Origin of the sequence: Brevibacterium antiquum CNRZ 918 (genome assembly GCF_900169145.1) — a bacterium.
GTDB lineage: Bacteria > Actinomycetota > Actinomycetes > Actinomycetales > Brevibacteriaceae > Brevibacterium > Brevibacterium koreense.
Window position 1 is genome coordinate 425,766 of sequence record NZ_FXZD01000001.1, and the last position, 19,073, is coordinate 444,838.

Sequence of the window (19,073 nt, forward strand, 5' to 3'; positions counted from 1 at the left end):
GTCGAATACGTGCATCGCGCCCAGACCGGAAGACACTGATGGCCCGGACTCATTTGAGTCCGGGCCATCAGCGCTATCTGTTAACAGTGTTCGCTCTGCAACGAATCAGTGGGCGTGGTCCCCTCGATCGTGTTCGTACGAAAGTCCGACGAGAGAGACTAGTCCGAGTACGGCGCCGAAGGGGAAAATCCACCAGCCCATGGCGATTCCGTAGAAGGCCACAGCTGCCGACCCGGCGCAGGCGATCGGCCACCAGCTCCATGGGCTGAAGAAACCGTAGTCTGCGTCGGCATCGGAGATCTCTGCCTGCTCGGAATCCTGTGGCTGACGTCCGACCCGACGATCGGTCAGCCACAGGTAGACACCGATCATGGCGGACATGACTCCGGTGAGAAGCAGGGCGGGGAATCCGACCATCTCAGTGAAATCCGTGAAGAAGCCGTAGGCAACAGCCACAATGACGAAGAACACTGCGTTGACCAGGAAAAGCGTGATCGACGACTTCACTTGACGTTACCTCCGGCGAGTTGCGGTTCAGGGGTGCCGTGCCCGGCGTATTCGAGCAGCTCCGGATGGTTCACATCAAAGGCCGGACGCTCCGAACGGATGCGAGGCAACGAAGTGAAGTTGTGGCGCGGGGGTGGGCAGGAAGTCGCCCACTCCAGCGAACCGCCATAACCCCACGGATCGTCGACCGTGACCTTCGGGGCATTGCGGGCGGTGATCCACACGTTCCAGAAGAACGGAACCATCGACAGACCCAGCAGCATCGCACCGACAGTGGACACCTGGTTCATCCACGTGAAGCCATCCTGGGGAAGGTAGTCCGCGTAACGACGTGGCATACCGTCGACTCCCAGCCAGTGCTGGACGAGGAACGTGCCGTGGAAGCCGATGAACAGCATCCAGAAGTGGATGTGTCCCAACTTCTCGTTGAGCATCTTCCCGGTCCACTTCGGCCACCAGAAGTAGAATCCGGCGAACATCGCGAACACAACCGTGCCGAAGATCACGTAGTGGAAGTGGGCGACGACGAAGTAGGTGTCCGAAACCTGTTGGTCAAGGGCAGGGCTGGCCAGGATGACACCGGTGAGACCACCGAAGAGGAATGTGACGAGGAATCCGATGGACCAGACCATCGGCGTCTCGAAGGTGATCGACCCACGCCACATCGTGCCCACCCAGTTGAAGAACTTCACACCCGTCGGAATAGCGATGAGCATCGTCATGAACGCAAAGAACGGGAGGGCGACAACACCGGTGACGTACATGTGGTGGGCCCACACAGTCACCGACAGCGCTGCAATCGCAATCGTTGCGAAGACCAGTTCCTTGTAACCGAAGACAGGCTTACGGCTGAAGACAGGGAAGATCTCGGTCACGATGCCGAAGAACGGCAATGCGATGACATAAACCTCGGGGTGGCCGAAGAACCAGAACAAGTGCTGCCACAGGATTGGTCCCCCGTTTCCGGGACTGAAGACATGGGATCCCAATATTCGGTCAGCGCCCAACACCAGAAGAGCTGCTGCCAGAGGCTGGAAGGCCATGAGGACCAGAATTCCGGTGATCAGTGTGTTCCAGGTGAAGATGGGCATCCTGAACATGGTCATACCAGGAGCACGCATCGTGATGATCGTGGTGATGAAGTTGACCGAGCCGAGAATCGTGCCAACGCCTTGCAACGCCAAGCCGAGAACCCAGAGGTTACCACCGGCACCCGGTGTGAACGTGGTGTTACTCAGCGGCGCGTACGCAGTCCATCCGAAAGAGGCTGCACCCTGGGGGGTGAGGAAGCCGGAGATGGCGATCAGCGAACCGAAGAGGTACATCCAGAAGGCAAACGCGTTCAGACGTGGGAACGCCACGTCGGGAGCGCCGATCTGCAGGGGCATGATCACGTTGGCGAAGCCCGAGAAGAGTGGTGTCGCGAACATCAGCAGCATCAGCGTGCCGTGCATCGTGAACAGCTGGTTGTACTGCTCCTTCGTCTCAATGATCTGCATGCCGGGATCGAAGAGCTCGAGGCGGATGATGAGCGCCATGACGCCGCCGACGCAGAAGAAGAAGAACGACCCGATCAGGTACATGTACCCGATCGTCTTATGGTCAGTCGACGTGATCCAGTCGACGATGATCTTGCCCTTGCTCCGTGGAGCAACAGGGGCGTCAAGGACCGACTGATTCATCGTTGCGGTCATTTTTCAGCACCTTCTTTCGGGTACCAGTTGCGATCGTATTCAGGACCGAGCTGACCGGTGTTGCCGTCGTCGGCGAGAGACTTGGTGTAGTCGTCGAACTCGGCTTTGGACACGACCTTCACATTGAAGAGCATCTCCGAGTGGTACTCACCACACAGCTCGGCGCACTTGCCCACGTACTCGCCTTCTTTCTCGGCGCGCAGATGCAGACTCTGGTCATGACCAGGAATCATGTCGCGCTTCTCGAGGAAGGCGGGGACCCAGAACGAGTGGATGACATCGCGTGAACGCAGTCTGATCTCGAGGTCGGTGTCGACCGGGAGGTAGAGGGTCGGTGCCTTCTCCCCCGGCTTCTCAGAGCCGTCGAGGTGGACCTGCGTTCCCGCGAAGTACACGTCTTGATTGACGTAGTTGAAGTCCCATGCCCATTGCTTTGCGGCGACTTCGATAACCTGTTCACCGGGAGTGGTGTCGTCGGTGGTCTTGTCCATGACCTGGACGCTCTGGAAGAAGAATCCGAGGACCAGGATGACTGGAGTGACCGTGAACAGGATTTCGATCGGCATACTGTAGCGCAGCTGCACAGGCAGTCCGCGATCGTTCTTGCGGCGGCGGTAGGCGATCATCGCCCACAGAATGAGGCCCCACACGATCAGCCCCACGATCAGCAGGGCGATCCATGCACCGTTCCACAGTGAGGTGTATGCCTCGGTGTGGTTGGTGGCGCCCTTCGATTCGGCGGGGAAGAATCCTGTGGAGATCTGCTCTTTCGTGCAGCCGGACAGCAACGCCAGTACAGCGACGGCGCCCAGAGTGCCGAGCCGCTTCGCCCAGGACCTTCCCGGTCCTGCCTGATTCGGAGAATCCACGTGCAGCCTTTCACAACCGTATTCGTCCTCCGTTTTTCGGAAGGGACGAATTCTTACTATGTCAGTTACCAGAGTACCGCTACAGGCGGTAGAAATTCACATGCAAATGATCATTTGTTGAGAATAACCTGACAACGATCCCCGCGGAGAGCGGAATCTAGCCGAGACAAGTAGTCGAGACCGCTGATCTCCGACACGCCGAGGCTTGCAAGGTGTGATGTCTGCCACTGTGTATCAATGAGCCATTCAGTCGTGTCGGCAACGGCACCGACCGAGGTGGGAGGAGTTGGGGGCGTGGTTTCGTCGAACAGGGAGACCAGGTGCACAAGCGCGGCTTTGGAAGCATCGCGCTGGGTGTGAAACATCGATTCTCCGGCGAAGAACGAGCCCATGGCAACCCCGTAGAGTCCCCCGACGAGGACGCCCTCGGATCTGACCTCGACAGAATGCGCCCACCCATCCGTGTGGAGGCCGAGGTAGAGGCGAATGATGTCTTCGGTGATCCAGCTGCCGGGCCTGTTGGGATCCGCGCAGGCGCGGATGACCTGTTCGAAATCCGTGTCGACACTGCATTCGAAGCGGCGCATCGACTTACGCAGGCTCCTGCTGACTTTGAGATCTCGCGGGAGAAGTACACCGCGACGCCGCGGGGCCCACCACCCCATGCGTCCGGTTCCGCCGCTGCCGATGCCCATGGGGAAGAGTCCAGCCCGATACGAAGAGAGGACCTGGGACTGCGTTGCCGTGTATGACACGGCGCGCAGATCCTCCAGGTCCATCTCGGTGATTTTCAGGTGTGCTTCTAGCGGGCGGACATCAGTGGAACGAGTCGCCGCAGGCGCAGGAACCGCCGGCGTTCGGGTTGTCGATCGTGAAGCCCTGCTTCTCGATGGTGTCTGCGAAGTCGATGGTCGAGCCGCCGAGGTAGGGCACGCTCATCCGGTCGACGATGACCTCGACGCCGTCGAAGTCGCGCACGGCATCACCGTCAAGCTGACGCTCGTCGAAGTACAGCTGATAGATCAGACCAGAGCAGCCGCCGGGCTGAACGGCCACACGCAGACGCAGGTCATCGCGACCTTCCTGCTGCAACAGGCTGCGCACCTTATCAGCTGCCGTGCTCGACAGTTCGACCTCGTGCGTGGCCATTGCTTCGTTCGTCACAGTCATGGTTACTCCTCATTTCGATCCTGCCTGTCTCCAGGCTACACCGCGAACAACGTTCTAGGCGGTGACCCTATTCCCAAGTCGTCCTCAGTTGAGTGCCAGTTTCTGCAGAAGGAGCGCCTCAGCGACGATAGCCGCCTTGAAATCGGGCACATACAGCGATTCGTTTGCGCTGTGTGCCCTGGCATCGGGGTCTTCGACTCCGGTAACCAGAATCGATGCCTGAGGGAACACTTCGAGGAGATCGGCGATGAACGGGATCGAGCCGCCGATGCCCATGGTCACGGACTCCTGCCCCCATGCTTCGGTGAGGGCACGTTGCGCGGTCTGCACTACAGGGTCGTTCATATCGGCCTGCCACGGACTGCCGCCTTCCGTGTCCCCGATCGTCAGGGTGGCGCCGAAGGGAAGATTGTCGCGCAGATGCGCTTCGACGGCCTTGACGGCGTTGTCGGGCGTGTCTCCTGGTGCCAAGCGGATCGACAGTTTTGCTCGCAGATTCGACTGGAGTGTGTTCGAAGAGACGTCGACATCGGGGATGTCGAGTCCGATGACCGTGATTGACGGCTGGGTCCACAGGCGTGAAGCCAGGGACCCCGAGCCGATAAGTGAACTCGAATCAAGAATTCCGGAGTCGGAGCGAATCGTCGACTCTTCGTAGTCGATAGTGCTCTCAGTCTGCGACTTGAGACCACGGACGGCAACGGAGCCGTTCTCATCGTGGAGGCTGCCCAGCACCCTTGTCATCGCCAGCATCGCGTCGGGGACGACCCCGCCGTACATTCCCGAATGCACCGCGTGATCAAGCGTGGAGATGTCGAATTCGATGGCGCACATGCCGCGCAGGCTCGTGGTCAGAGCTGGTGTGCCGGCAGCCCAGTTGCCGGAATCGGCGACGACGATGACGTCGGCTGCGAGCTTGTCCTGGTAAGTCTCGAGGAAGTTGCGGAAGCTTGGGCTGCCGGCCTCTTCCTCCCCTTCGATGAAGAGAGTCACCCCCACGCCGAGGCGGTCTGCCAGGAGGCGCAGCGCGGTGAGGTGGACCATGATGCCAGCTTTGTCGTCGGCGGCCCCACGACCGTAGAGACGGTCCCCGGTTCGGGTGGCGACGAAGGGTTCAGTGTTCCAGGCTTCAGGCTTGCCCGGAGGCTGAACGTCGTGGTGGGCGTAGAGCAGCACGGTGCAAGCCCCTGCGGGAGCTGGCACCGAGGCGACGACAGCCGGGTAGCCTTCGGTTCCGTCCTCCTGGGCTGCGGTCAGGATGTCGACGTCGAGTCCCAGGCCGCGGGCGAGGTCCGCGACGGCTTCGGCGCTGGACCGAACGTTCGCGGGGTCGAAGCTCGGCCAGGCGACCGAGGGGATCGCCACGAGATCGGTCAGCTGGTCGATGACCTCGTCGAAAATAGTGTCGAGTTCAGCATGCAATTGTGCACTGTCAAGTGCAGAAGTCGATTCGCTCATTCTCCAAAGGTAGTATTCATTAGGTGTTCGGAAGCAAAAAATCTCATGAGGATGCGCAATCCTCCGACAATCGACCGGTGAACGATGACGGTTCACGCCCCGACGCTGTCTCGCAGCGTGAGGCTGAACAGAAGAAAGGACGGCCGACGCCCAAACGCAGTCAGCAGGAATCGGTGCGCAAGCAGCCGCTGGTTTCGAAGGATCGCAAGGTGGCGAACCAGCGTGCCAAGGAACAGACGCGCAAGGACCGCGATCGCGCCCGGATGGGCATGATGAATGGCGAAGAGCAGTATCTCACGCGCCGCGACAAAGGCCCACAGCGCCGCTACGTTCGCGACTACATCGATGCCCGCTTCTCTATCGGAGAGCTGTTCATCCCCGCTGCGATTCTGATCCTGGTTGTGGCATTCACACAGCCGGTCGCCATTCAGCAGTACTTCACCTACGCAGTCTGGGGTCTGCTGGCCCTGGTCATCCTCGACGGCGTGATCGTCAACTACATCCTCAAGGGACGGTTGAAAGCCAAGTTCGGTACCGTCGAACGAGGCCTGGCGCTCTACGCGATCATGCGCAGCGTCCAGATTCGTCCGCTGCGCATGCCGAAACCTCAGGTCAAGCGCCGCCAGTACCCCGAGTGAGCAGAGTCCGCGCACGCCGTGTGCGGAGGATTCGTCCGGGCCAGAACGGTCCGGAGTAGATCATCTCCGAATAGGACTGAACCAGGTCAGCGCCCGCCGCAAGTCGGGCGCTGATGTCATTGGCGTCCGAGATTCCGCCGACCGAGATGATGCTCAGGTTCTCGCCGACGGTGGCCTTGACCAGCCGCAGCACTTCCAGCGACCGGTGTGCCAACGGTCGGCCCGAGATGCCTCCGGCCTGCCCGCGAGCGAAGTCAGCCTCACGACCACTCAGCACGGTTCGATCGATCGTGGTGTTGGTGGTGATGAGACCATCAACACCCGAACGCATAGCGAGATCACAGATCTCAACGACATCCTCGTCACTGAGATCGGGTGCGATCTTGACCAGCAGAGGCACATGGCCGAGCGTGGAACGAGGAGCCGCAACCACCTCGGCGGCGGCAGAGCGCACGGCGTCGATGATGGGTTCCAGGCTAGACACGGACTGCAGGTCACGCAGCCCCGGAGTGTTGGGTGAACTGACATTGATGACGAGGTAGTCAGCCAGAGGTGCACAGAACCGCGCTGAACTCGCATAGTCCTCGACCGCATCGGCGGCGTCGACGACCTTGGTCTTGCCGATGTTGATCCCGATGAGCGGTCGCTGTCTCGCGGGTAGGGAGGCAATGGACTTCCGTTGCCCCTCGATGTTGAATGCGGCCTGCCGGGCGCCCTGATTGTTGAAGCCCATCCGATTGAGCAGCGCAATATTGTTGCGCAGTCGAAACAGTCGAGGCTTGTCGTTGCCGGGCTGAGAATGAGCGGTGATGGTGCCGACCTCGATGTGGCCGAAGCCCAGCGCCGAGAGCGCGCGAATCCCCTCACCGTTCTTGTCGAAGCCGGCAGCAAGCCCGAGGCGGTTGGGGAACCGCAGACCCAGGACATTCACCTCGTCTCGAGTGCCGCGGGCTAGGACCAGACGCAGCAGACGGCCCAGACCGGGGACGGAGTCGAGGATTTTCAGCGCTGTGAACGACACATGATGTGCACGTTCGGCATCCATAGGGGCGAAGAAGAGTTTGAAGATAAGTGAGTACACACCCACCAGAATATGCCAGGCGGTGACCCGAACGTCAGACGGGATAGTTGGCTGACATCAGGAATTCACGCAGATCCCTGCTCAGAACGGTCGCCGTTTATCCATCCCCCGCGAAATGGCATTAGGATCGATTCAACGTTCAAAGACAATGAAAGGGAATATATGCCCAGTGCATCCACGCCCACCGGCTACTCTTCGACCACCCTCGTGAAAGCCACCGCTTCCGTTCTGGTGCTGGGAGTCGCCGACGACAAGGTTCTCGGGCTCGAGACCGCAAAGTCCGCACGAACAGCCTTGGAAGACGTGGCTCGGGCCATCGAATTCTCCGGCAAGGCCGGATCCACGGCCCGCGTCGCCGCTCCCAAAGGGTTCTCCGCCACAAGCATCCTCTTAGTCGGACTCGGTGACTTCGACGCCACAGCACGCGGCACTGACGCCGCAGCAAAGTCACACGAGGTGCTGCGTCGCGCCGCAGGCAATGCCCTGCGCGCCGTCGACGGTGTGGATTCGATCGCCGTGGGCCTTCCGGCACTGAGCGCCGAAGCCATCGAAGCTGTCACCGTCGGTGCCGCACTCGGTGCCTACCGGTTCATCGACTACCGCAGCGAGGACTCAGACAAGGTGCCCGGCACCGTGACCATCCTCGGGCCCAAGAGCAAGGAGCACTCGGCCGCGCACGCCACCGGCGCGATCATCGCCGCAGCGACGAACCGGGCCCGAGACCTCGTCAACACCCCTCCCCTCGATCTCTACCCCGAATCCTTCGCCCAGCGCGTCAAGGACCAGGGCAAGGAACGCAAGCTCAAGGTGAGCGTCCTCGGCGAGAAGGAACTCCAGGCCGGTGGATACGGTGGAATCACCGGTGTCGGCCAAGGTTCAACTCGCGGCCCGCGCCTGGTCAAGGTCGAGTACTCCCCCAAAGGCGCCGAACGCCACGTGAGCTTCGTCGGCAAGGGCATCACCTTCGACTCCGGCGGCATCTCCCTCAAGCCCGCAGCGAGCATGGAGGACATGAAATCCGACATGGCCGGCGCCGCAGCCGTCGTCCAGGCCCTGTTCGCCATCGCAGACCTGGGACTGCCCGTCCGTGCGACTGCCTGGCTGCCCCTGGCCGAGAACATGCCGGGATCATCGGCCACTCGACCCAGCGACGTGCTGCATATGCGCAGCGGCAAGACGGTCGAAGTCACCAATACCGATGCCGAGGGCCGATTGGTTCTCGCCGACGCATTGGCAGACGCCGACGCAGAGAATCCCGATCTGCTCATCGATGTGGCCACACTGACGGGAGCACAGGTCGTGGCCTTGGGCAATCGGACATCAGGCGTCATGGGTGCTGAGGCTGCACGCAGTCTCGTGACCGCCTCGGCGACGGAAGCCGGCGAAGAGATGTGGGCAATGCCGATCCCCGAAGAGATGCTCTCCGGTTTCGACTCCAACGCAGCCGACCTGAAGAACTCCGGACCGCGCCCCGGCGGTATGCTCGCCGCCGCCGCATTCCTCCAAGAATTCGTCAGCGAGGACGCTAACTGGGCCCACATCGACATCGCCGGACCGAGCTTCAACACCGGGTCCGCGTTCGGCTACACCCCAGTCGCCGCCACCGGCGCGGCAGTTCGGACCCTCATCCAAGCAGCGAAGCAGGTGAACTGACACAACAGTTTCTACACACTGTCGATCTTGACGTGATCATCACCACCTGTGTCCAAACAGACAGCGTGTGCTTTCGCCCTTGGCGAGAAAAGTGGAAAGATAGAAGGAAAGCTGCGTAAGGCAGGCTTATTCACAGCTACGAGGAGTAATCCGTGAGTGACTCATTGACCTACGACCTTGTCGTTCTGGGCGGCGGAACCGGCGGCTACGCTGCCGCGCTGCGTGCTGCAGAGCTCGACATGAAGGTTGCTTTGATCGAACGCGACAAGGTTGGCGGCACATGCTTGCACCGCGGTTGTGTTCCGACGAAGGCGCTTCTGCATGCTGCAGAAGTCGCCGACACAGCGAAGGAATCGTCCAACTTCGGCATTGAGGTCGAATTCAAGGGCATCGACATCGAGAAAGTTCTCGACTACAAGAACAATGTCATTTCTCGTAACTACAAAGGCCTGCAGGGTCTGGTCAAGGCACGTGGAATCGACACGTACTTCGGCACCGGCAAGCTCGTCGGCAAGGATACGGTCGAGGTCGAGGGTGAAGACGGCAAGCACACCGTCACCGGCACCAACGTTCTCCTGTCAACGGGTTCGACGTCGAAGACCATCGGCCTCGACATCACCGAGCGTGTGATCACGAGCACTGAAGCTCTCGAGCTCGACAAGGTCCCCGGCTCGGCGATCGTTCTCGGCGGCGGCGTCATCGGCGTCGAGTTCGCCAGCGTGTGGTCGTCGTTCGGTGCCCAGGTCACCATCGTTGAGGGACTCAAGCACCTCGTGGCCAACGAGGACGAGACGATCTCGAAGAACCTCGAACGTGCCTTCAAGAAGCGCAAGATCGGCTTCAAGCTCGGTACCATGTTCAAGGGCGTCGAAGAGACCGCCGACGGAGTCAAGGTGACTCTCGAAGACGGTTCGGTCCTCGAAGCCGAGTACCTTCTCGTAGCTGTCGGCCGTGGCCCGGTCACCGACGGCTTCGGCTTCGAAGAGCAGGGCATCCCCATGGACCGCGGATTCGTCCTGGCCAACGAGCGACTCCACACCGGCGTCGGCAACATCTACGCCTGCGGCGACATCGTTCCCGGCCTGCAGCTGGCCCACCGTGCCTTCGGTCAGGGAATCTTCATCGCCGAGGAGATCGCTGGACTCAACCCGGTTCCTGTCTTGGAGTCCGGTATTCCTCGCGTGACCTACTGCGAACCCGAGATCTTCTCTGTCGGACTCTCGTCCAAGCAGGCCGAAGAGCAGTATGGAGCCGACAGCGTCGAATCCATCGAATACAACCTGGGTGGCAACGGCAAGTCCGTGATCCTGAATACCACGGGTCTGGTCAAGGTCATCCGTGAGAAGGACGGACCCGTCGTCGGCGTCCACGGCATCGGCGCTCGACTGAGCGAACAGGCAGGCGAAGCCCAACTGATTGTCAACTGGGAGGCATTCCCAGAGGAAGTTGCGCAACTCATTCACGCTCACCCGACGCAGAATGAAGCACTCGGCGAGGCCCACCTGGCCCTTGCCGGCAAACCCCTGCACTTCCACTCTTAAGATCCGAGGAGACGAAAGACATGTCGAATTCCGTGCAGATGCCGGCTCTCGGTGAGTCGGTGACCGAAGGAACAGTCACCCGCTGGCTGAAATCCGTCGGTGAAGAAATCGAAGTAGACGAGCCGTTGCTCGAGGTGTCGACCGACAAGGTCGACACGGAGATCCCCAGCCCGTACGCAGGTGTCCTGGAGAAGATCTTGGCCGACGAGGACGATGTCGTCGAAGTCGGTGGAGACCTTGCCTACATCGGCGACGGCAGCGGATCGGACTCCGCGGCCTCGTCTGAGGAAGATGACTCCGATGACGAGGATTCTTCTGAAGCGGCCGAAGCTCCCGAGCCCGCAGAGGCAGAGGAGACCGAGGCGGCCGAGGAATCATCCGCGGACTCAGCAGACGAACCAGCAGCTGAAGCACCGGCCTCGTCAGGCTCCGAAGGCGAAGGCACGGAGATCACCATGCCGGCGCTGGGCGAGTCCGTGACAGAAGGCACTGTGACTCGTTGGCTGAAGGAGGTCGGCGAAGAGGTTGAGGTCGACGAGCCTCTCCTCGAGGTGTCCACCGACAAGGTCGACACCGAGGTGCCCTCCCCCGTGGCAGGCATCGTGCAGGCACACCTCGCAGAAGAGGACGAGACAGTCGAGGTCGGCGAGCCATTGGCTCGCGTCGGCTCCGGCGCTCCTTCGTCCTCCGACTCGGGATCGACAGATTCCGGTTCGGGTGAAGCCGAGTCTTCCTCTGATGCAGAGGAAGAGCCGGCCGAAGAACCAGCTGAGGAGCCTGCTGAGGAAGAGGCTCCGGCCGAAGACGAGAAGTCTGAGCCTGCAGAAGAGGCACCGAAGCAGGAGACTTCTGCCCCGGCCGCTTCGAAGCCTGACGAGAAGAAGCCTGCTGAGAAGTCCGAAGGATCTGCATCGGCTCCTGCCGCTGCTGACACCGTCGGTGAGAATGCCGCATATGTGACTCCCCTCGTGCGCCGCCTGGCACGCGATGAGGGTGTCGATCTGAGCTCGGTCACCGGCACCGGCGTGGGTGGACGCATCCGCAAGCAGGACGTCGTGGCCGCAGCGGCCAACCGTTCGTCTGCTCCGGCAGGGTCTGCTGCTCCAGCAGCCGGCGGCGCGAAGGAGCCGTTCAAGCTCGAGATCCCCGAGGAGGCCGCCAAGCTTCGCGGCACCACGGAGAAGGCTTCTCGCATCCGCCAGACCATCGCCAAGCGGATGAGCGAATCCCTCGAGGTATCGGCTCAGCTCACCCAGGTGGTCGAGGTCGATATGACCCGCGTCGTCAAGCTGCGCAAGGCCAACAAAGAGGCCTTCCAGTCCAAGCACGGCTCGAAGCTGACCTACCTGCCGTTCTTCGGCAAGGCAGTCGTCGAGGCTCTCAAGCAGCACCCCAAGGTCAACGCACAGTACGATCTGGAATCTCAGCAGATCTCGTACTTCGACCACGAGCACCTGGCGATCGCAGTGGACACCCCACGCGGACTCCTGGTTCCTGTGATCAAGGATGCGGGTGACCTGAGTATCGCGGGGCTGTCGAAGTCCATTGACGATGTTGCGGACCGCACCCGCAACAACAAGATCATGCCTGATGAACTGTCCGGCGGAACGTTCACCATCACCAACATCGGCTCGGTGGGAGCACTGTTCGACACTCCGATCATCAACCAGCCGCAGATGGGTATTCTCGGCACCGGTACGATCGTGCGTCGCCCGATCGTCGTCAAGACTGAGGACGGCGAAGAGTCGATTGCCATCCGTGACATGGTCTACCTGCCGCTGACCTACAACCACCAGTTGGTCGATGGCGCGGATGCAGGACGATTCCTGCAGACGATCAAGGCTCGTCTGGAAGAAGGAAACTTCGAAGCGGACCTCGAACTCTGAGTCGCTTCATGAGCTGTCTCTCTCGGTGAGTCGCGAGACCCACCAAAGGGGCGAGAAGGGCCGGTCACAGTTGTGACCGGCCCGTCTCCATGTTCCCAGCGGCTGCGACTGTTCAGTCTTCGATCTCGGTGACTGTGCCGATCTTCCATTCGCCGGTGTGGGACTCCAGCTCGAACTCGACCTGGGTGGGCTCGAAGTCTGAGATCTCGCCGTCGACGGTCACTTTCGTCGACATCTGCGCGTCAACGAGGATGCGTGTCTCTGTCTGCTTGGTGATGACGAGGTCATCGACTTCGATCGTGTAGGCATTGCCGACGAAGGCCTGCAGGTCGAGCAGTTCATCGGCGGCTGCGGCCGCCGAGTCGGGAACGGTCAGTGCCGCCAGGGCCTGGTCGTCCCCAGCGCTCAGTGCCTCCGAGCGCCGTTGACAGAGATCCTCCAGGAGGTCGAGAATCTGAGTCTCGGAGAGCCGATCCACACCACCCTGGTCCAGGTCCGAGTCTCGATTCGGACTCTCCGCAGGAGACGGGGTCGATTCGTGGGAGGGCTTCGACTCGGCTTCGGCACCAGTCCCCTGAGTGGAACTGACTGAGGCAGGACTATCCCCCGAACTCCATGACCTGACCATGACGAAGCCTCCGATGACCGTGAGGCTCACAGCAAGGATGGCCCAGGTGCGTGTGCCGAACCTCCACCCTCGCTCACTTTGATCTCTTTCAGACAGTCGTCTGACCAAGCTGGACCTGTTCGTTGCCAGCCACGAGGTGACGAGCCTGAACCAGGATGGACTCCCTCGACTCCGACGGCTGCGACGCGTTCTCTGCCCCTTCCTGCGAGCGTGGTCGCGACTGGCGGCTCGCAGGCGGCCAGCCGCGCCATCTGTCTCAACCGACCGGGTGGAATCCGTGGTGGGCGCGGGAGGCTCAGGCAGCGCTCTCGGCGCGGAACGAGTATCGGCGCCGGGTGCCTTGGCCGCGCGCAGCCGAGCCGTCAGCGCCAACCCGGGATCGAGATCGCGTTCGGCAGGCAAAAGCGGAAGGGCACTCGGTGTCCCGGTTCGACGAAGAGTTCCGCTCACCTCGGCGAGGGTGGCGGACAGGCCGGTATCCGAGACTGATTCGTCCAACAGCTGCGCCACCAAGGTCTGAACGGGCTGGGAGAAGTCGGAGAGTGCAACGGTGACCGGCAGTGGACTCTGCGCCCACGGACGACCGTACGCCGCGTGATAGATCATCTCTCCGACGGCGAAGCGCATCGATGATGACTGGGTACGGCTGATTCCGGGAATGATCCGCGGGTGTCCATCGGCATCGAGTCCGATGCATTCGAGGCAGAGCCGAGACTGGGCATCGCTGCTGGACAGCAGTTCGTCGACGATCCCGAGGAAGAGCGTACGCAGCTCCCCCTCGACCAGTCCCTGGTAGGAACGGACGGCATCGAGGACGAACCCGCCGGCGAATGGTTCGACGAGGAGAAGAGAGGTGGGGCCGGTGGGCAGAGCGACTTCGACGAAGCCGAGAGCCTGAGGGTGATCGACGTCGAAGCCTCGATGGGCGACTCCCCACAGCGTCCGGCCCTGTTCGTTCACGAGTCGGTAGATGTCATCAGAGACCGGTGATTGGAGTTCCCACGTCATTGTTCGTCATCTCCGTCGATGGATTGCGTGGCTTCATCAGAAACGTTCAGTAGTGTTTGTGTGCATTTAATACTGTTTGATGTTGGTCCGTATGTCAATAGCCGTGGGGTGCGCAAAGGTGTCGAGGCTCATCTCCTCTGAAATTGAACCCCCGGGACAAGAGACATAGTCTGGGTGCATGCCTCTGGTCACAGAAACGCTGGGTTTCGCGCCCGACTATTCGGATTATCAGCGAACCTGGGACTTGCAGAAGAGATACCACGAAGAAGTGCTCGCTGAAGATCGCGAATCTACGGTTCTCCTGCTCGAACATCCACCGGTCTACACGGCCGGGAAACGCACGGAAGACCATGAAAGACCCACCGACGGCACTGAGGTCGTCGACGTCGATCGTGGAGGGAAGATCACCTGGCACGGTCCGGGCCAGCTCGTGGCCTACCTCGTGTACAAACTCCACGATCCCAAAGAGGTCAGGCTCTTCGTATCGCAGCTCGAGGACTCGATGATCGAACTCCTCGCCGAATACGACATCGAAGCCACCACCGTTGAGGGACGCGCAGGAGTTTGGATCCTCGGAGACGGAACCCGCCGCGACCGGAAGATCGGGGCCATCGGCATCCGCATCCACGAAGGTGTCACCATGCACGGCCTGGCACTCAACTGCAGCAACGACCTGGCTGCCTACGAATCGATCATCGCCTGCGGTATCGCGGACGCCGACACCACGACCATGAGTGCAGAACTCGGCCGCAACGTGACACCTGAGGATGTCGCGAACCGCCTTGACGAGATCCTGCACAACCACATCACAGCCTAGGAGAATTGACGTGACCATAGCGCCAGAAGGCCGCCGCATGCTCCGTGTCGAGGCACGGAACTCAGAGACGCCAATCGAAGACAAGCCCGCCTGGATCAAGGCGAAGGCCCATATCGGACCCGAATACACCTCTCTGAAGTCGCTGGTCCGCAAGCAGGAGCTGCACACGGTCTGCGAGGAAGCCGGCTGCCCCAACATCTTCGAATGCTGGGAAGACCGTGAGGCGACGTTCCTCATCGGCGGCGAGCAGTGCACCAGGCGCTGTGACTTCTGTCAGATCGACACCGGCAAGCCTGCCGACTTCGATGCCGACGAGCCCCGTCGTGTGGCCGCCTCGGTGAGCGAGATGGGACTGCGCTACTCAACGATTACCGGCGTTGCCCGCGACGACCTTGAGGACGGAGGTGCATGGCTCTACGCGGAGACTGTGCGCCAGATCCACAACCTCGACTACTCCGACGGCAGCGGCACCGGTGTCGAACTCCTCATCCCGGACTTCAACGCCGAGCCGGATCAGCTCGCCGAAGTCTTCTCCTCTCGTCCTGAGGTGCTGGCTCACAACGTTGAGACGGTCCCCCGGATCTTCAAGCGCATCCGTCCGGCATTTCGCTATGAACGGTCTCTGTCCGTGATCACTCAGGCCCGCGATGCAGGTCTGATCACGAAGTCCAACCTGATGTTGGGCATGGGTGAGACGAATGACGAGATCATCGCAACTCTGCGCGACCTCCACGAGGCAGGTTGCGATCTCATCACGATCAACCAGTACCTGCGTCCCTCGCCTCGCCACCACCCCGTGACGCGGTGGGTCAAACCTGCCGACTTCGTCATGCTGCGCGATGCCGCGGAGGAGATCGGATTCTCGGGTGTCATGTCTGGTCCGCTGGTGCGTTCCTCGTACCGTGCCGGCCGCCTGTGGGCAACCGCGATGCGCCACCGGGGACAGCAGATCCCAGCCCATCTCTCGCACCTGGACAAGCACACTCCCGCGAAGCAGGAGGCTCAGGCCGTTGTGGATACATTCGGTCCGGGCGAAGAGGTAGACTTGACTGCTGAGCAATGAGAACGTTTGAGGCCCGGCCTCGACGTCGACACGCCATTCAAGAGCAAGTGAGAGCATGAGCGAAGAACCGCGCAAGGGACTTTTCCGCCGGAAGCCCAAGGACCCGAACAAGAAGCCGGGCCGTCTGGCGCAGATGAAGCAGGTCTATGAGCTGTCGGCCAAACATAATAAGGCCACTCCGTGGCTGCTGGCCGCAGCGATCCTCGGCTGCACACTGCTCGGCCTGCTGGCCGGGCTTCTGTTCGGTGGAGCGGTCTTCACCACGATCCTCGGCTTCATGGTGGGTCTGCTCCTCGGCATGTTCATGCTCGGTCGGTTCGCTGAGACTGCCGCCTTCGCACAGATGGATGGTCAGCCCGGAGCCTTCGGCGCCGTCCTCAACACCGCCCGCCGCGGTTACCTGATGGACGACAAGCCCATCGCCATCGATCCGAAGAGCCGTGACCTCGTGTTTCGGTCAACGGGTCGTGCGGGTGTCGTTCTGCTCAGCGAAGGACCGAAGGGACGCAGTGCGAAACTGCTGGCCAAGGAGAGGAAGCGTCACGAGCGCATTCTGCCCAACGTCCCGGTCCATACGTTCCAGGGTGGCAACGAAGAGGGACAGCTGAAGATGAAGCAGGTCGTTCCTGCCGTGCAGAAGCTGCCTCGTAAGCTCAATAAGACCGAGGTCCTGGCCGTGCGAAACCGCCTCGCTGCTCTCGGCACTCAGGGCACCCGTCCCCCGATTCCGAAGGGCATCGATCCGAACAAGGCTCGCCCGAATCACAAGGCGATGCGCGGACGCTGATCCAACCTGGCCTGACTTGAGCCAGCAGACGGCCACAGGGGACGACAGTCCTCCGGTTGCGCGAAGACTTCAAGTCTTGAACACAAAGCAGAGGGCACCGACTCGAATGAGTCGGTGCCCTCTGCCGTACCTGGACGGTGCGCTTACTGCTTTCGGCTCTCGGTCGATCCAGTCTTCGCCCCAGCCAGGTCGTCACCCAGGTTGTTCGTCACCGAGGTTGTTCGTCACCGAATCCGCGGCTCAACTGTTCAGCGTTTGAGAATGAGTGTGCCGGCAGCCAGATCATGGAGACCACGATTGTCGCGGTTAAAGATCAGCGCGGGGATGACGAGAACGACCAGAACCGTGCGGATGAGGGTCTTGACCAACCCAGGCATATGACCGTCGAGGCGACGGACTTCGATGCCGAAGATCCGGTGGCCCACCGTGTAGCCGAGCGTCGACACGAGCAGGAAATGCTCAAGGGCGAAGAGCCCGGGTACCAGGAACGGATTGGACGAACCGATGAGATTGGCGATGGCCAGGCACATGAACCAATCGACCATCAGTCCCAGCAGCCTTCGCCAGGCCGGAGCCACCGAATGAGAACCGGTCTCCGGCAAGCCCAAACGCCGGCCAGGCCAGTCTCCGTCTTCTCGTTCGATCTTGGGTCCCTCAAGCCAGGAGCCGAGGTCATCACGATTAATCACGGACCCAGCTTACCCAAGTCGATCCTGGACGAATCCTCAGGAAACATGCCCGAAACACGGACGACATCACCACTTCACCCGCTTGCAACTAAGATTGGGGGTGGTCAAGACAAACGACCACCATAACCTAACTAGGAGACTAAGTGTTCTCGTCTGCTGAAGAACTCGTCAACTACATCTCGGAGAACGACGTCAAATTCGTTGACGTTCGCTTCTGCGACCTCCCCGGTGTCGTCCAGCATTTCAACCTTCCAGCGGCCTCATACGGCACGGAAGAGATCACCGAAGGGCTGCTCTTCGACGGTTCCTCAATCACGGGCTTCCAGGGTATTCACGAGTCGGATATGAAGCTGCTCGCCGATGTCTCATCGGCCTACATCGACCCATTCCGTGAGGCCAAAACATTGGTCATCACTCACTCAATCGTCGATCCCTTCACCGATGAGCCCTACTCCCGTGATCCGCGCCAGGTTGCGGCCAAGGCCGAGGCCTACCTCGAAAGCACTGGAATCGCCGACACCGTATTCTTCGGAGCCGAGGCGGAGTTCTACCTCTTCGACTCCATCCGCTACCAGAACACCCCGGGCAGCAGCTTCTACAAGATCGACTCTGAAGAAGCCGCCTGGAGCACGGGCGAAGACGAGCCCGGCGGCAACCTCGGCTACAAGACCCCGTTCAAGGGCGGATACTTCCCTGTCTCACCCCAGGATAAGTTCGCCGACATCCGCGATCAGATGTCGCTGACGCTGGAGCAGATCGGTTTCGAGATGGAGCGGGCCCACCATGAGGTCGGCACCGCAGGTCAGCAGGAGATCAACTACAAGTTCAAGACCCTGCAGCATGCCGGCGATCAGCTCCTCGACTTCAAGTACGTGATCAAGAACACCGCCTACGAACTCGGCAAGTCGGCCACCTTCATGCCCAAGCCGCTCTTCGATGACAACGGTTCGGGCATGCACTGCCACCAGTCGCTGTGGAAGAACGGTGAACCGCTGTTCTACGACGAGAACGGCTATGGTGGGCTCTCCGATCTGGCTCGCTGGTACATCGGCGGCCTCATCGAACACGCAGGCGCAGTGCTGGCCTTCACCAACCCGACGATCAACTCGTACCGTCGTCTCGTGCCCGGATACGAAGCTCCCGTCAACCTCGTCTACTCGGCTCGCAACCGCTCCGCCGCGATCCGCATCCCGGTCACCGGCAGCTCGCCGAAGGCCAAGCGTCTCGAGTTCCGCGTGCCGGACCCGTCGACCAACCCCTACTTGGCCTTCTCGGCCCAGCTGATGGCCGGCCTCGACGGAATCCGCAATCGCATCGAGCCCCCGGAGCCCATCGACAAGGACCTCTACGAGCTCCCACCAGAGGAGGCCAAGGACATCAAGCTGGTCCCCGGCTCCCTCGATGAGGCGCTCATCGAGCTCGAAAAGGACCACGACTTCCTCACCGCGGGCGACGTCTTCACCTCCGACCTGATCGAGACGTGGATTCGGATCAAACGGGAGAACGAGATCGACGTTGCACGTCTGCGTCCGACTCCGACAGAATTCGAGCTCTACTACGGACTCTGAGCCACATCCCCAGACC

General features: G+C 61.0%; 17 protein-coding genes. 8 read left to right on the plus strand and 9 right to left on the minus strand.

The features are described 5' to 3' along the window. Positions 1-105: 105 nt before the first annotated feature. The 6 genes from BANT918_RS01900 to BANT918_RS01925 all read right to left on the minus strand — a co-directional run bounded on the left by BANT918_RS01900 (position 106) and on the right by BANT918_RS01925 (position 5,698). The gene (locus BANT918_RS01900; protein ID WP_101618718.1) at positions 106-507 is read right to left on the minus strand and encodes a cytochrome c oxidase subunit 4; all 402 of its coding nucleotides are present in this window, start codon (positions 505-507) and stop codon (positions 106-108) included. Beyond that, a complete protein-coding gene (gene ctaD, locus BANT918_RS01905; protein WP_101618719.1) occupies positions 504-2,201 on the minus strand; it encodes a cytochrome c oxidase subunit I in 1,698 nt (565 codons plus the stop codon). The genes BANT918_RS01900 and ctaD overlap by 4 nt, the downstream gene beginning before the upstream one ends. Next, entirely contained in the window at positions 2,198-3,070 is an 873-nt protein-coding gene (coxB, locus tag BANT918_RS01910) for a cytochrome c oxidase subunit II (RefSeq protein ID WP_101618720.1), read from the minus strand. Before coxB ends, ctaD begins: the two co-directional genes overlap by 4 nt. A gap of 110 nt (positions 3,071-3,180) precedes the next feature. Next, a complete protein-coding gene (locus BANT918_RS01915; RefSeq protein WP_101618721.1) occupies positions 3,181-3,849 on the minus strand; it encodes a leucyl/phenylalanyl-tRNA--protein transferase in 669 nt (222 codons plus the stop codon). A 37-nt stretch (positions 3,850-3,886) separates the two neighbouring features. Further along, positions 3,887-4,240 carry a HesB/IscA family protein gene (locus BANT918_RS01920; protein WP_101618722.1) on the minus strand — a complete coding sequence of 118 codons (354 nt, stop codon included), beginning with the start codon at positions 4,238-4,240 and terminating at the stop codon, positions 3,887-3,889. A gap of 84 nt (positions 4,241-4,324) precedes the next feature. Continuing rightward, entirely contained in the window at positions 4,325-5,698 is a 1,374-nt protein-coding gene (locus BANT918_RS01925; RefSeq protein WP_101618723.1) for a dipeptidase, read from the minus strand. A 77-nt stretch (positions 5,699-5,775) separates the two neighbouring features. On the opposite strand from BANT918_RS01925, the gene BANT918_RS01930 reads away from it, so the two are divergent. Next, complete coding sequence (locus BANT918_RS01930) at positions 5,776-6,336, plus strand: DUF3043 domain-containing protein (RefSeq protein WP_233429220.1); 561 nt, start codon at positions 5,776-5,778, stop codon at positions 6,334-6,336. Here BANT918_RS01930 and BANT918_RS01935 read toward each other — a convergent pair. Continuing rightward, positions 6,311-7,417 carry a quinone-dependent dihydroorotate dehydrogenase gene (locus BANT918_RS01935; RefSeq protein ID WP_101618725.1) on the minus strand — a complete coding sequence of 369 codons (1,107 nt, stop codon included), beginning with the start codon at positions 7,415-7,417 and terminating at the stop codon, positions 6,311-6,313. The two genes, BANT918_RS01930 and BANT918_RS01935, sit on opposite strands and share 26 nt — an antisense overlap. A 162-nt stretch (positions 7,418-7,579) precedes the next feature. Between BANT918_RS01935 and BANT918_RS01940 the strand changes: the two genes are divergently transcribed. From BANT918_RS01940 to sucB, 3 genes are all read left to right on the plus strand, one after another. Further along, positions 7,580-9,070 carry a leucyl aminopeptidase gene (locus tag BANT918_RS01940; RefSeq protein ID WP_069600142.1) on the plus strand — a complete coding sequence of 497 codons (1,491 nt, stop codon included), beginning with the start codon at positions 7,580-7,582 and terminating at the stop codon, positions 9,068-9,070. A gap of 152 nt (positions 9,071-9,222) precedes the next feature. Beyond that, the gene (gene lpdA, locus BANT918_RS01945) at positions 9,223-10,611 is read left to right on the plus strand and encodes a dihydrolipoyl dehydrogenase (RefSeq protein ID WP_009884655.1); all 1,389 of its coding nucleotides are present in this window, start codon (positions 9,223-9,225) and stop codon (positions 10,609-10,611) included. A 20-nt stretch (positions 10,612-10,631) separates the two neighbouring features. Then, a complete protein-coding gene (sucB, locus tag BANT918_RS01950) occupies positions 10,632-12,497 on the plus strand; it encodes a 2-oxoglutarate dehydrogenase, E2 component, dihydrolipoamide succinyltransferase (RefSeq protein WP_009884656.1) in 1,866 nt (621 codons plus the stop codon). A gap of 112 nt (positions 12,498-12,609) precedes the next feature. Here sucB and BANT918_RS01955 read toward each other — a convergent pair whose 3' ends face one another. After that, positions 12,610-14,133, minus strand: coding sequence for a hypothetical protein (locus tag BANT918_RS01955; protein ID WP_009884657.1), 1,524 nt, complete (start codon positions 14,131-14,133; stop codon positions 12,610-12,612). A 178-nt stretch (positions 14,134-14,311) separates the two neighbouring features. On the opposite strand from BANT918_RS01955, the gene lipB reads away from it, so the two are divergent. The 3 genes from lipB to BANT918_RS01970 are packed head-to-tail and all read left to right on the plus strand — an operon-like array spanning position 14,312 to position 16,800. After that, positions 14,312-14,950: a lipoyl(octanoyl) transferase LipB gene (gene lipB / locus BANT918_RS01960; protein WP_009884658.1), complete on the plus strand. Its 639-nt coding sequence runs from the start codon at positions 14,312-14,314 to the stop codon at positions 14,948-14,950. A gap of 10 nt (positions 14,951-14,960) precedes the next feature. Further along, positions 14,961-16,013: a lipoyl synthase gene (gene lipA, locus BANT918_RS01965; protein WP_009884659.1), complete on the plus strand. Its 1,053-nt coding sequence runs from the start codon at positions 14,961-14,963 to the stop codon at positions 16,011-16,013. A gap of 55 nt (positions 16,014-16,068) precedes the next feature. Further along, positions 16,069-16,800 (plus strand): DUF4191 domain-containing protein, encoded by a 732-nt coding sequence (locus tag BANT918_RS01970; protein ID WP_009884660.1) that lies wholly within the window; start codon positions 16,069-16,071, stop codon positions 16,798-16,800. A 248-nt stretch (positions 16,801-17,048) separates the two neighbouring features. Here the strand turns inward: BANT918_RS01970 and BANT918_RS01975 are convergent, their stop codons facing one another. Further along, entirely contained in the window at positions 17,049-17,489 is a 441-nt protein-coding gene (locus BANT918_RS01975) for an RDD family protein (RefSeq protein WP_009884661.1), read from the minus strand. 143 nt (positions 17,490-17,632) lie between these two features. On the opposite strand from BANT918_RS01975, the gene glnA reads away from it, so the two are divergent. Further along, entirely contained in the window at positions 17,633-19,057 is a 1,425-nt protein-coding gene (gene glnA / locus BANT918_RS01980; RefSeq protein ID WP_009884662.1) for a type I glutamate--ammonia ligase, read from the plus strand. The last annotated feature ends 16 nt before the right edge of the window (positions 19,058-19,073 follow it).

Coding starts and splice junctions, on each gene's coding strand:
- ctaD (WP_101618719.1), bottom strand. CDS start 2,201: ATGACCGCAACGATGAATCAGTCGGTCCTTGACGCCCCTGTTGCTCCA.
- BANT918_RS01915 (WP_101618721.1), bottom strand. CDS start 3,849: ATGGACCTGGAGGATCTGCGCGCCGTGTCATACACGGCAACGCAGTCC.
- BANT918_RS01920 (WP_101618722.1), bottom strand. CDS start 4,240: ATGACTGTGACGAACGAAGCAATGGCCACGCACGAGGTCGAACTGTCG.
- BANT918_RS01925 (WP_101618723.1), bottom strand. CDS start 5,698: ATGAGCGAATCGACTTCTGCACTTGACAGTGCACAATTGCATGCTGAA.
- BANT918_RS01940 (WP_069600142.1), top strand. CDS start 7,580: ATGCCCAGTGCATCCACGCCCACCGGCTACTCTTCGACCACCCTCGTG.
- sucB (WP_009884656.1), top strand. CDS start 10,632: ATGTCGAATTCCGTGCAGATGCCGGCTCTCGGTGAGTCGGTGACCGAA.
- BANT918_RS01955 (WP_009884657.1), bottom strand. CDS start 14,133: ATGACGTGGGAACTCCAATCACCGGTCTCTGATGACATCTACCGACTC.
- lipB (WP_009884658.1), top strand. CDS start 14,312: ATGCCTCTGGTCACAGAAACGCTGGGTTTCGCGCCCGACTATTCGGAT.
- BANT918_RS01970 (WP_009884660.1), top strand. CDS start 16,069: ATGAGCGAAGAACCGCGCAAGGGACTTTTCCGCCGGAAGCCCAAGGAC.